Source organism: Pantoea sp. PNA 14-12 (assembly GCF_004364735.1).
Lineage (GTDB): Bacteria > Pseudomonadota > Gammaproteobacteria > Enterobacterales > Enterobacteriaceae > Pantoea > Pantoea stewartii.
In genome coordinates this window covers 232,169-244,047 of record NZ_SOAJ01000002.1, presented here as the reverse complement: position 1 = coordinate 244,047, position 11,879 = coordinate 232,169, and the positions used below count along the sequence as shown (strand labels likewise).

Here is an 11,879-nt window from a genome sequence, read left to right as displayed (position 1 = left end):
AGATGCAGGAAGGGCGAACGCCTTATTTAACGGGCATACCCGGCACTGCGCCACTGTCGACAGACAACACGAACAGGTCTTTGCCGCCCGGCCCCGCAGACAGCACCATGCCTTCCGAGACGCCAAAGCGCATTTTACGTGGTGCCAGGTTCGCCACGATAATGGTCATTTTGCCAATGAGTACGGCCGGGTCAGGATAGGCTGCACGGATACCAGAGAAAATCTGGCGCTTCTCGCCGCCCAGATCCAACTCCAGACGCAGCAGTTTGTCTGAGCCGTCCACCAGTTCCGCTTTCTCAATCAGTGCCACGCGCATATCAACTTTGGCAAAGTCATCAATCGTGATGGTATCGCCAATCGGCGCATCCGCCAGTGGGCCGCTGACCGTCGGTTTACTGGCTTCAGCCGCGTCGGCTTTCGACGCTTCAATCAGGCCCTCGACTTTCGCCATCTCAATGCGACCATACAGGGCTTTAAACGGCGCAACCTGATGGTCGAGCAGCGGCTGCTGAATAGCGTCCCAGCTGAGTTCACTGTTCAGGAAAGCTTCGGCTCGCTCGCTCAGCGACGGCAGCACAGGCTTCAGCCAGGTCATCAGCACACGGAACAGGTTAATGCCCATGGAGCAAATAGCCTGCAGATCGGCATCACGGCCTTCCTGCTTCGCCACCACCCACGGTGCCTGCTCGTCAACATAACGGTTGGCCAGATCGGCCAGCGCCATAATTTCACGAATCGCCCGGCCAAATTCACGGCTTGCCCAGGCCTCGCCAATTTTTTCGGATGCGTCCAGGAAGGTTTGATAAAGCGCCGGGTCGGCCAGTTCTGCGGACAGCTTGCCGTCAAAGCGTTTGGTGATAAAACCGGCATTACGTGATGCCAGGTTGACCACTTTGTTCACAATGTCGGCGTTGACGCGCTGAACAAAATCTTCCAGATTCAGGTCGATGTCATCAATACGCGAAGAAAGCTTGGCCGCATAGTAATAGCGCAGGCTGTCGGCATCCAGATGCTGTAACCAGGTACTGGCTTTGATAAAGGTTCCGCGCGATTTCGACATTTTTGCGCCATTTACGGTCACATAGCCATGCACAAACAGGTTGTTGGGTTTGCGGAAGCCGCTGCCTTCCAGCATGGCAGGCCAGAACAGGCTGTGGAAGTAGACGATGTCTTTACCAATGAAGTGGTACAGCTCTGTGGTGGAATCCTGCTGCCAGAATTCGTCAAAACTGATGTCGCCGCGTTTGTCACACAGGTTTTTAAACGCGCCCATATAGCCGATCGGCGCATCCAGCCAGACGTAGAAGTATTTGCCCGGCGCGCCAGGAATTTCGAAGCCAAAGTACGGCGCATCACGGGAGATATCCCACTGTTGCAGACCGGATTCGAACCACTCCTGCATTTTATTGGCGACCTGCTCCTGCAGGGCGCCAGAACGCGTCCAGGCGCGCAGCATTTCGCTGAACGACGGCAGGTCAAAGAAGAAGTGCTCGGAATCACGCAGCACAGGGGTTGCACCGGACACCACAGATTTCGGATCGATCAGTTCGGTCGGGCTGTAGGTCGCGCTGCACACCTCGCAATTGTCGCCGTACTGGTCAGGCGCTTTACATTTCGGGCAGGTGCCTTTCACGAAACGGTCAGGCAGGAACATGCCTTTTTCCGGATCGTACAGCTGAGAAATCGTGCGGTTCTTAATGAAACCGTTCTCTTTCAGGCGACCATAGATGAGCCCGGCCAGCTCACGGTTCTCGTCGCCGTGCGTTGAGTGATAGTTATCATAGCTGATGTTAAAACCGGCAAAATCTGTTTCGTGCTCGTGTTTCATTTCAGCAATCATCTGTTCCGGCGCAATGCCCAACTGCTGAGCCTTCAGCATGATCGGCGTGCCGTGGGCGTCATCGGCGCAGATGAAGTAAACCTGATTGCCACGCATTCGCTGATAACGCACCCAAATGTCCGCCTGGATATGCTCGAGCATGTGGCCGAGATGAATTGAGCCGTTAGCGTAAGGCAGGGCGCAGGTTACCAGAATTTTTTTTGCGACTTGAGTCATAGTTTGCGTAGCTTTCAGTTAAGTAAAAAAACGGGCTTAGATGGTAACCGATGGGCACAGCCGCGTAAACATAAGGGATTTCCCGCCGCGCGGCCCGTGAAACGATCGGCATCTGATAGTATTGTTACTACATCGTTGAAAAACAGCATAAGCACAGCAGAAAAGGAGTGGGGATGACAGCGCAATCCCGGGAACCACATACACCAGAAGCCTTACGCGCCGTTGTGGCCGGCGTTCTGAACAGCTTTGAGCATCCGACGCTGCAACGTAATCTTATTACCCTGAAGGCGCTGCATCATGTGGCGCTGCTGGATGGGACGTTGCATATTGAACTGCGGATGCCTTTTGCCTGGCACAGCGCGTTTGAGACCTTAAAAGCAGACACCAGCGCTGAGCTACTGCGTCTGAGCGGCGCGCAGGCCATCGACTGGCGGTTAAGTCACGAGATTGCTACGTTGAAACGCGTGAAAAATCACCCTGGTGTTAACGGCGTGAAGAACATTATCGCGGTCAGCTCCGGTAAAGGCGGCGTGGGCAAATCGAGTACCGCAGTTAATATGGCGCTGGCGTTACTGGCTGAAGGCGCACGTGTGGGCATTCTGGATGCCGATATTTATGGCCCGTCCGTGCCCAACATGCTGGGCTGTGAAAAAGAGCGCCCGACCTCGCCTGACGGCACCCATATGGCGCCGATCATGTCCCATGGTCTGGCAACCAATTCCATCGGCTATCTGGTGACCGACGATAACGCGATGGTGTGGCGCGGCCCTATGGCCAGCAAAGCGCTGATGCAGTTACTTACCGAAACCCAGTGGCCCGACCTGGATTATCTGGTGCTGGATATGCCGCCAGGAACCGGAGATATCCAGTTAACGCTCGCGCAGAGTGTGCCCGTCACCGGTGCGCTGGTGGTCACTACGCCACAGGACATCGCGCTCATCGATGCACGCAAAGGCATGGTCATGTTCGAAAAGGTTAACGTCCCGGTGCTGGGCGTGGTGGAGAACATGAGTATCCACGTCTGCAGCCAGTGCGGTCACCATGAGCCAATTTTTGGTACTGGCGGGGCGCAACGGCTGGTGGACGACTATGGCACGCGGCTGCTGGCACAGCTTCCCCTGCATATTCATTTGCGTGAAGATCTGGATGATGGCGAGCCAACGGTGATTCGTCGGCCGGACAGTGAATTTGCGATGCTGTACCGTCAGCTCGCCGGACGTGTGGCCGCCCAGCTTTACTGGCAGGGCGAGGTGATTCCCGGCGATATCGCCTTCCGCGCGCTTTAACCCTTCTGCGCGTCGCTCTCATAGTGCGACGCCGGGGGATAATGCATTAACAGATAGCCGCCTTGCTCGCTTTCACCCTGGGAAATCACTTTCCAGCCATGTTGCAGGTAAAACGTCTGGGCGGCCTTGTTCATTTGCAGACACTTCAGCGCGCCGGTTGATGTAAAGCGTGACTGGACGGCCTCAAGCAGTGCACTGCCCACGCCGCGCCCCTGATAATCAGGATCCACATACAGGCTGTGTAAGAAATTATCGTTTTCCATCAGACCCGCGAATCCTGCCCGATGCCCGTCCAGCTCAGCCACTAAAACGGTTTCGCCGAGTATCACCTGATCGAAGTCTTCCAGTTGCCAGTCATCGTTGGCGATCCAGTCCCAGTTATGCCGACGGGCCGCCAGAAACAACGTCCGCAGGAAAGGACGGTCGGCCTCTGTAAATAATCGAATATGCACATCAAGCTCCGTTAAACATCTTTTAACAACCCTGGCAGGGATTCTCAAAAAAGTAAAAGCAGAACAAATGTCATCACTTTCCTTGTACACTGCCCGACGGTGCCTTATGGGAAAACAGCAAACGGCCTTCAGTTAACGCACAGGGGTTATTGCCTGGAAGCACGCAATATATCTTTTTGCGGGTAAATGAAGGTAAGAAAAGCGGTTTTTTCCCTTAACGATCAACGCGATCGGCGTTTGATAGCTTTCGTTTATTTTATTGATAACGAGGGCTTATTAGATGTTGGCCCGGAAAATTTGTAAGCTGCATCACATATTTTAAAGGAGGCCATCACATGTCCATTATCAACACCAAAATTAAGCCGTTCAAAAACAGTGCATTTAAAGACGGCCAGTTTATCGAAGTAACCGAGAAAGACGTTGAAGGTAAATGGAGTGTTTTCTTCTTTTATCCGGCTGACTTCACCTTTGTTTGCCCAACCGAACTGGGCGACGTCGCGGATCACTATGAAGAGTTCCAGAAACTGGGCGTGGACATCTACTCAGTGTCTACTGATACCCACTTTACCCACAAAGCCTGGCACGGCTCTTCTGACACCATCGCAAAAATCAAATATGCGATGATCGGTGACCCAACTGGCGCGCTGACCCGCAACTTCGACATCATGCGCGAAGATGAAGGTCTGGCTGACCGTGGTACATTCATCGTTGACCCACAGGGTGTTATCCAGGCTGTAGAAATCACCGCTGAAGGTATTGGCCGTGATGCGTCTGACCTGCTGCGCAAAGTGAAAGCGGCGCAGTACGTGGCTTCTCACCCTGGTGAAGTGTGCCCGGCCAAATGGAAAGAAGGTGATGCGACTCTGGCGCCTTCGCTGGACCTGGTTGGCAAAATCTAATTTCCGCATCGCAACGTCGATCATTTTCTCATCGGGTGCTTCGGCACCCGATTTTTTGACCAGGAACTCACTATGCTTGATACCAATTTAAAAACGCAGCTCAAAGCTTATCTTGAGAAACTCACCAAGCCTGTGGAGTTGATTGCAACGCTGGATGATGGCGCAAAATCAACCGAGATTCGCAATCTGTTGGTCGATATCGCGAGCCTGTCTGACAAGGTCAGCTTTCGTGAAGAGAACGATCGTCAGGTGCGTAAACCCTCATTTTTAATCACTAACCTTGGTGCGGATCACGGCCCACGTTTTGCGGGTTCGCCGCTGGGTCATGAATTTACCTCACTGGTGCTGGCGCTGTTACAGACCGGTGGGCACCCGTCCAAAGAAGCACAAAATCTGCTTGATCAGATTGCGGCGCTGGATGGGGATTTCCATTTCGAAACCTATTATTCGCTGTCCTGCCACAACTGTCCGGATGTGGTACAGGCTCTGAACCTGATGGCGGTCCTGAACCCACGCATCAGCCACACCGCGATTGACGGTGGCCTGTTCCAGAACGAAATTCAGGAACGGAATGTCATGGGCGTGCCGGCGGTTTTCCTGAACGGCAAAGAGTTTGGTCAGGGCCGCATGAGCCTGGCGGAGATCGTCAGTAAAGTCGACACCAATGCTGACAAGCGCGCAGCAGAAGCGCTGAATAAACGCGAAGCCTATGATGTGCTGATTATTGGCAGCGGTCCCGCTGGCGCAGCGGCCGCCATCTATTCTGCCCGTAAAGGCATCCGCACCGCCCTGATGGGTGAGCGTTTCGGCGGACAGGTACTGGATACCGTTGATATCGAAAACTATATTTCCGTGCAGAAAACGGAAGGGGCCAAACTGGCTGGCGCACTGCGTGCCCACGTTGACGATTACAGTGTTGATGTGATTGACAGTCAGAGCGCGATTAAACTGATTCCGTCTGCGGCGAAAGGCGGCCTGCACGCCATTGAAACGGCGTCAGGTGCCGTACTGAAATCCCGTAGCATCATCCTGGCGACCGGCGCGCGCTGGCGCAACATGGGCGTGCCGGGGGAAGAGCAGTACCGTACTAAAGGTGTGACCTATTGCCCGCACTGTGACGGTCCGCTGTTCAAAGGTAAACGCACTGCCGTCATCGGTGGCGGTAACTCCGGCGTGGAAGCGGCTATCGATCTGGCTGGTATTGTTGGACACGTCACATTGCTGGAATTCGCCAGCGAAATGCGTGCAGACAAAGTGCTGCAGGACAAACTGCGCAGTCTGAAAAACGTGGATGTGATCCTGAATGCACAAACCACCGAAGTGAAAGGCGACGGCAGCAAAGTTACCGGCCTGCAATATCTGGATCGCACCAACCAGACAACCCATGAACTGGCGCTGTCAGGCATTTTTGTTCAGATTGGCCTGCTCCCTAACACCACCTGGCTGGAAGGGGCGGTTGAGCGCAACAAGATGGGTGAAATCATCATCGATGCAAAATGCGAAACCAGCCTGAAAGGCGTTTTCGCAGCAGGCGACTGCACCACGGTGCCTTACAAGCAAATCATCATTGCCAGCGGTGAAGGGGCAAAAGCCTCGCTGAGCGCTTTTGATTACCTGATTCGCACCCAACCTGCACACTAAGTTTTTCGGTGCAAAAGCCAGCCCTGTAACCTGTGTTACAGGGCTTTTTAATATCCGGCCAGCGTCATTAACATCATCCACAGCGGCGTGGTTATCGCGGCAAAAAGGGTGGAAAGCAGCATACTGGCGGCCGTGGGGCCGGTAATCACGTTAAATTTCTGCGACATCAGGTAAACATTCACACCGACCGCCATCGACCCCAGCAGCACTACCACTTTACTTTCCAGCGCAGGCAGACCCGTCAGCCAGGCGATCGCCCAGACACACAGCGGCTGCAGAATCAGTTTCAACGCACAAATCGTGTAACTCTCTTTCAAGCCTTCCCGCACCCGGTAGTGCGCCAGGCTCATGCCGAGAGTGACCAACGATAAGGGTGCGGCGATGGACGCCAGCATGCGCAGCGGTTCAGCGGCGATGGCGGGAAGCGGCCGCTGCAACAGGCTCCAGGCGGTGCCTGATAAGATGCCAATAATTAACGGATTCCTGAGCACGCTAATCAAGGTGCGCTTAAAGCCCTGAAGGGAAAAACTGCCCTGTTTCGACCATTCCACCGAGACGGTGAGTAATGTCCAGAGGATCAGACTGTTAAATACCAGCACCAGCGCAACCGATGGCAAGGCACCGGGGCCCAGCAGGACGGTAGCGACCGGAATACCCAGCATAACGTTATTTGAAAAGACCCCGCCCAGGGCAAAGACCGAACCGGCCACGCCATCCAGATGAAACAGACGCGAGGCAAGGATTCGGCCCACGATAAACACCAGCAGACAACTGCCAAAGAATGCCAGAAGCAGGCGCACATCGACTGCGGGACTGTTGTAAAAGTCACTCATGATGCGAAACAGCATGCAGGGCAGGGCAACGTTAAAGACAAACCGGTTCATGCCTTCGCTGATGCTCAGCGGCCATTTGCCCCATTTCGTCAGGCAATAACCCAGGAAAATAAGAATAAACAGCGGGGCTGACAGGTAAATCTGGTGTCCTAATGTATCCAGCAGGAAGGGCATAAGCGTAAGCAGTCCAGTGACTCAGTAAGGGCAAGACTACCAAATTGCGTCGGCCGCGTAACCTGGCAAAACGTGTACCCGACCCGCGAATTTACCCCAGCCAGCGGCGCGCCTGGTCATCACTGATATCGCGATAATACACCCGATGGATAACCGCATCGCAACGCTGACAACGGGCAGAAAGATAAGTGGAATAATAGTGTCGGCCAGAAGGAGAAAGGGCACCCTGACGGGTAATGGTGATGTCAGTCCATCGGTGACGATGAGGGATAAGCGCTAAAAATCGCATCATGCTTCCTGTCAAGTATGAAGTGTTCTGGTAATTTTTAACTACGTGATATGAAGATTTATTGTTGCGATGTTGTAGGCAGATGTTTGTTATTGCTGGGCATTCTGATAATGGTGAAGGATATAATTTACTTGCGTAAATACCTTCACTGCTCTGACGTGCAAATTTTAAGCCCGCAGCATTAAGCCTTTTTTCGTGCGGTGGGGAGTTGATCGGGATCATGTAAAAGTCTCGCCCGCCAGGTTGAAAAAAGAATAAGCACCTTGCTTAAATTTAGGGGCTTACTTATTCTTTTCTGCGTAACACGACTCGGGGTGCCCTTCTTTGTGAAGGCTGAGAAAAACCCGTATTACCTGATCTGGATAATGCCAGCGTAGGGAAGTCTGATGCCTGACCGCATTCGCCTTCTTGTCCGCCGGTTGGGAGTTCTGATGACACATCAACCGCACCATCTTTCTGATGCGCAATGCGCGCCCATCCTGCAACAGTTTCGCCATCAGTCACCGCTCGTGCACTGCATGACCAATGATGTGGTGCAAATGCTCACGGCTAATGTTCTGCTTGCTCTGAACGCGTCACCTGCCATGGTCATCGATCGCGAGGAAGCGCCGCAGTTCAGCGGTATCGCGGATGCACTGTTAATCAATGTCGGCACATTAACGCACGAACGCCAGCAGGCCATGGCCGCGGCAATCGAGGCGGCTAATCTGGCAGGCACGCCCTGGACGCTGGACCCGGTGGCGGTGGGCGCACTGACGTTGCGTTCCCGGTTTTGTCAGCAGGTGCTGATGCAGTCGCCTGCCGTGATTCGCGGCAATGCTTCCGAGATTCTGGCGCTGGCCCATCAGGCTGACGGCGGACGTGGCGTGGACAGCCAGCACGCCGCCGAAAGCGCCCTGCTGGCCGCCCAACAACTGGCGCGGGAGTATCAGACCTGTGTGGTGGTCACTGGCGAGGTGGATTATGCCACCGACGGGATGCGTACCCTGTCGATCGTCGGCGGATCGCCCTTAATGACGCGAGTGGTCGGTACCGGCTGTGCACTGTCTGCGGTCGTCGCCGCCTTTGCCAGCCTGCCGGGTGACAGACTGGTCAATATCGCCAGCGCCTGTCGGGTGATGGCACTGGCCGGAGAGAAAGCCGCACAGGCATCAACCGGGCCGGGCAGCTTTGCACCGGCGTTTCTGGACGCGCTCTGGACACTGGAGGCCGCCCTGTGAAACGCATCAATGCTTTAACGATTGCCGGTACCGATCCCAGCGGCGGTGCCGGGATTCAGGCCGACCTGAAAACCTTCTCCGCACTGGGCGCTTACGGCACCAGCGTGATTACGGCCCTGGTGGCGCAAAATACCTGTGGCGTACAGTCGGTGTACCGTATTGATCCTGATTTTGTCAGCGCACAGCTGGATTCCGTTCTTGATGACGTGCGCATCGACAGTGCAAAAATTGGCATGCTGTCCGACGCGGCGATCGTGGAGCGGGTGGCGGTTGGCTTGCAGCGCCGGGCAATCCCGTTTGTGGTGCTGGACACGGTGATGGTGGCCAAGAGCGGCGATGCCTTACTGAGTCCTGATGCCATTGCCTGTGTCCGCGAGCGCCTGTTGCCACAGGTGTCACTGATCACACCTAATCTGCCCGAAGCCGCCGCGCTGCTCGAATGCCGTATGGCCAGCAATGAGAACGAGATGCTGACGCAGGGCGATGCCCTTCTGGCGCTGGGTTGTCAGGCCGTGCTGATGAAGGGCGGACATCTGGATCATGGCGAAAGTCCTGACTGGCTGATCACGCCAGCGGGGCGGCAACGGTTCAGCACGCCTCGGGTGAAAACGCGCCATACGCACGGTACCGGTTGTACGCTGTCTGCTGCGCTGGCGGCCCTGCGTCCACGGCACAGTGACTGGGCGGAGACGGTTAATGAAGCCAAAACCTGGCTACAACAGGCCCTGCTGGCAGCCGATTCGCTGGAGGTGGGCCACGGGACTGGACCTGTGCATCATTTTCATCAGTGGTGGTAACGGCTTCGCTCAGCGATTGTACGGCGCGCTACTCAGCCTCGAACCAGTCACGGTTTTGCCTGATCACGGGCGCGAGCGAAAACATCATTGCCTGCAGATGGTGACGCAGGGCGGTTTCTGCCTGGTCCGCATCGCGCGCTTTCAGGGCGGCAAAAACGGCTTCATGTTGTTCGATCAGCGTTTCAGCGGGCGCGACCTGATTCAGGGTGAGATAGCGCACCCGGTCCATCGTCGCCTTGATGTTTTCAATGGTTTCCCATGCCAGCATACAGTCGATGCTCTCCGCAATCAGACGATGGAATTCATCGTCCAGGCTGAGAAACATCTGGCTGTCGCCCCGGGCGGCAGTGATGCGCTGGAGCTGCAGATTATGCTCCAGCGCCATCAGTCCGCGCTGGCTTGTTTCCCGCGCTGCGCGGCGTATCACGGCCAGTTCTACCGCTTCCCGGATAAAGCGTCCATCTTCAACCTGCTTCGCTGAAATCTTACGCACAAAGGTGCCGCGCTGTGGAAGGATTTGTACCAGACCGGCTTCTGCCAGCTTAATGAACGCCTCACGTACCGGCTGGCGAGAGAGATGAAAACGGGCGGAAACCTCTTTTTCCGACAGCAAAGCGCCCGGCTGAATGACGCAGGTGACGATATCTTTGCGTAGATAACGGTAAATCTGCTGATTGACCGGTTCACTTGTCGTGATGGTGTAGGAAAGCGTCATGTTCTGTCCCTGTTAACATTAACCCGATTTCGCCAGCGCGTTAAAACGCCTTAGCCCTGTGCGATGGCCTGTTGCACGGCTGCCCGTGCCCCCACTTTCGTCAACTGTATATAGCAGGCGGAGAGCGCGTTAACGAAGGCTGTATTATCCGCCAGATCCTCGCCGAAAACGGTTTTCAGGCCCAGTAAGGCCCGCACCCGCTCCTGACCTTCCGCGCTTTCTGCCACACAGGTGGCCAGCTGCGCTTTAAGTGGGTCGCGGATCGCTATAGGTTCGCCTTTTTCATCGACCGCAGCGACATAGCGCATCCAGGCGGCAATGCCCAGCAACAGCAGCGGGCAGGGTGTGCCGTTAGCGAGATGCCAGCGCACGCTGTCGAGAAAGCGTTGTGGCAGTTTCTGGGTGCCATCGGTCGCAATCTGGTAGGTGCGGTGTCTGATAGCGCGGTTGGCAAAGCGAGCGATTAAGGCGTCGGCATAAGCCGGTAAATCCACGCCCTGCGTGGTTAATGTCGGCGCCTGTTCGTTAACCATCAGCGCACGTGCGGCCGCCCGGAACGCGTCGTCAGCCATGCAATCGCTGATGTGTTCATAACCCGCAAGGTAACCAAGGTACGCCAGAAAGGAGTGGCTGCCATTGAGCATGCGCAACTTCATTTGCTCAAACGGCAGCACATCCTCCACCAGTTCGGCACCGGCCTTGTCCCAGTCAGGTCGGCCGCTGACAAAGTGGTCTTCAATCACCCACTGAAAGAAGGGTTCAGCCTCAACGGCCACTGGATCGGACGAACCAATACGGGCACGTAACGCGTCAAAGGCGGCCTCATTCATCGCCGGAACAATGCGATCTACCATGGTGGAGGGAAAGGTGATGTTGTGCTGAATATAGTCCGCCAGCGACGCATCATGCTGCCGGGCGAGCTGCGTCACCACATTCCGTGTGACGTGGCCATTTTCAGGCATGTTATCGCAGGACATCACGCTGAAAGGCGCTAAACCCAGATCGCGTCGACGGCGGATGGCGGCGACAATCAATCCGGGCAGCGAGCGGGGCTGTGCGGGGTGCGCCAGGTCATGCACGATATCCGCATGTTGCAGATCGAGATTGCCGCTGGCGGGCAGGTGACAATAGCCTTTTTCCGTCACGGTCATCGACACAATCGCCACGTCCGGCTGGCACAGGGCCGTAATCACGGCATCAATGCCGTCCGTTTTGCCGTGCAGTGCCGCGGTAACCACCCCAATGACCCGGGTTTTCACGGCGTCGTCACTTTTTTCGGTCAACGTATAGAGAAAGTCCTGCTGGCGGAGTGCCTGAATCAGCTCGCCGCTGTTAAGGTTAACCTCGCAGATTCCCCAGTCGCTACCCTGTTCGGCCAGTTTATCCGTGCACAAGGCCTGATGGGCGCGATGAAAGGCACCAAAGCCGATATGCACTATACGGGTTTTAAGCTGGCGACGGTCATAGGCGGGCAGATGAACATCCGCAGGAAGGTGATCGATGTGTAGCATAAAGCA

11 protein-coding genes and 1 riboswitch are annotated in these 11,879 nt (G+C 55.4%); of the genes, 5 read left to right on the top strand and 6 right to left on the bottom strand.

The window, feature by feature from the left end:
* Window positions 1-22 precede the first annotated feature (22 nt).
* Window positions 23-2,056, bottom strand: coding sequence for a methionine--tRNA ligase (metG, locus tag C7434_RS08795; RefSeq protein ID WP_033740545.1), 2,034 nt, complete (start codon window positions 2,054-2,056; stop codon window positions 23-25).
* Window positions 2,057-2,229: 173 nt separating this feature from the next.
* Between metG and apbC the strand changes: the two genes are divergently transcribed.
* Window positions 2,230-3,342, top strand: coding sequence for an iron-sulfur cluster carrier protein ApbC (gene apbC, locus C7434_RS08790; protein WP_033740543.1), 1,113 nt, complete (start codon window positions 2,230-2,232; stop codon window positions 3,340-3,342).
* On the opposite strand, the gene C7434_RS08785 is transcribed toward apbC, so the two are convergent.
* On the bottom strand, window positions 3,339-3,794 hold the full coding sequence (locus C7434_RS08785) for a GNAT family N-acetyltransferase (RefSeq protein ID WP_033740541.1): 456 nt from the start codon (window positions 3,792-3,794) through the stop codon (window positions 3,339-3,341). The genes apbC and C7434_RS08785 overlap by 4 nt on opposite strands.
* Before the next feature lie 335 nt (window positions 3,795-4,129).
* On the opposite strand from C7434_RS08785, the gene ahpC reads away from it, so the two are divergent.
* On the top strand, window positions 4,130-4,693 hold the full coding sequence (ahpC, locus tag C7434_RS08780) for an alkyl hydroperoxide reductase subunit C (RefSeq protein WP_033740540.1): 564 nt from the start codon (window positions 4,130-4,132) through the stop codon (window positions 4,691-4,693).
* A gap of 72 nt (window positions 4,694-4,765) precedes the next feature.
* Window positions 4,766-6,334: an alkyl hydroperoxide reductase subunit F gene (gene ahpF, locus C7434_RS08775; RefSeq protein ID WP_133745370.1), complete on the top strand. Its 1,569-nt coding sequence runs from the start codon at window positions 4,766-4,768 to the stop codon at window positions 6,332-6,334.
* A 47-nt stretch (window positions 6,335-6,381) separates the two neighbouring features.
* Here the strand turns inward: ahpF and C7434_RS08770 are convergent, their stop codons facing one another.
* Together C7434_RS08770 and C7434_RS08765 are read right to left on the bottom strand one after the other, a co-directional pair.
* Complete coding sequence (locus C7434_RS08770; RefSeq protein WP_033740536.1) at window positions 6,382-7,341, bottom strand: AEC family transporter; 960 nt, start codon at window positions 7,339-7,341, stop codon at window positions 6,382-6,384.
* A gap of 91 nt (window positions 7,342-7,432) precedes the next feature.
* Window positions 7,433-7,630 (bottom strand): hypothetical protein, encoded by a 198-nt coding sequence (locus C7434_RS08765; RefSeq protein WP_006119907.1) that lies wholly within the window; start codon window positions 7,628-7,630, stop codon window positions 7,433-7,435.
* A 300-nt stretch (window positions 7,631-7,930) separates the two neighbouring features.
* Window positions 7,931-8,027, top strand: a riboswitch (TPP riboswitch).
* Between the two features lie 34 nt (window positions 8,028-8,061).
* Here C7434_RS08765 and thiM point away from each other — a divergent pair.
* Complete coding sequence (gene thiM / locus C7434_RS08760; protein ID WP_133745369.1) at window positions 8,062-8,850, top strand: hydroxyethylthiazole kinase; 789 nt, start codon at window positions 8,062-8,064, stop codon at window positions 8,848-8,850.
* Window positions 8,847-9,647, top strand: coding sequence for a bifunctional hydroxymethylpyrimidine kinase/phosphomethylpyrimidine kinase (gene thiD / locus C7434_RS08755; RefSeq protein WP_133745368.1), 801 nt, complete (start codon window positions 8,847-8,849; stop codon window positions 9,645-9,647). Before thiM ends, thiD begins: the two co-directional genes overlap by 4 nt.
* A gap of 28 nt (window positions 9,648-9,675) precedes the next feature.
* Here the strand turns inward: thiD and C7434_RS08750 are convergent, their stop codons facing one another.
* Window positions 9,676-10,362, bottom strand: a complete 687-nt coding sequence (locus C7434_RS08750; RefSeq protein ID WP_039338144.1) for a GntR family transcriptional regulator — start codon at window positions 10,360-10,362, stop codon at window positions 9,676-9,678.
* A 50-nt stretch (window positions 10,363-10,412) separates the two neighbouring features.
* On the bottom strand, window positions 10,413-11,873 hold the full coding sequence (locus C7434_RS08745; RefSeq protein ID WP_133745367.1) for a mannitol dehydrogenase family protein: 1,461 nt from the start codon (window positions 11,871-11,873) through the stop codon (window positions 10,413-10,415).
* Window positions 11,874-11,879: the final 6 nt, after the last annotated feature.

Bases quoted from the DNA above. Each gene is read 5' to 3' on its own strand.
- metG (WP_033740545.1), bottom strand. From the start codon at position 2,056: ATGACTCAAGTCGCAAAAAAAATTCTGGTAACCTGCGCCCTGCCTTAC.
- apbC (WP_033740543.1), top strand. From the start codon at position 2,230: ATGACAGCGCAATCCCGGGAACCACATACACCAGAAGCCTTACGCGCC.
- ahpC (WP_033740540.1), top strand. From the start codon at position 4,130: ATGTCCATTATCAACACCAAAATTAAGCCGTTCAAAAACAGTGCATTT.
- ahpF (WP_133745370.1), top strand. From the start codon at position 4,766: ATGCTTGATACCAATTTAAAAACGCAGCTCAAAGCTTATCTTGAGAAA.
- C7434_RS08770 (WP_033740536.1), bottom strand. From the start codon at position 7,341: ATGCCCTTCCTGCTGGATACATTAGGACACCAGATTTACCTGTCAGCC.
- C7434_RS08765 (WP_006119907.1), bottom strand. From the start codon at position 7,630: ATGCGATTTTTAGCGCTTATCCCTCATCGTCACCGATGGACTGACATC.
- thiM (WP_133745369.1), top strand. From the start codon at position 8,062: ATGACACATCAACCGCACCATCTTTCTGATGCGCAATGCGCGCCCATC.
- C7434_RS08750 (WP_039338144.1), bottom strand. From the start codon at position 10,362: ATGACGCTTTCCTACACCATCACGACAAGTGAACCGGTCAATCAGCAG.
- C7434_RS08745 (WP_133745367.1), bottom strand. From the start codon at position 11,873: ATGCTACACATCGATCACCTTCCTGCGGATGTTCATCTGCCCGCCTAT.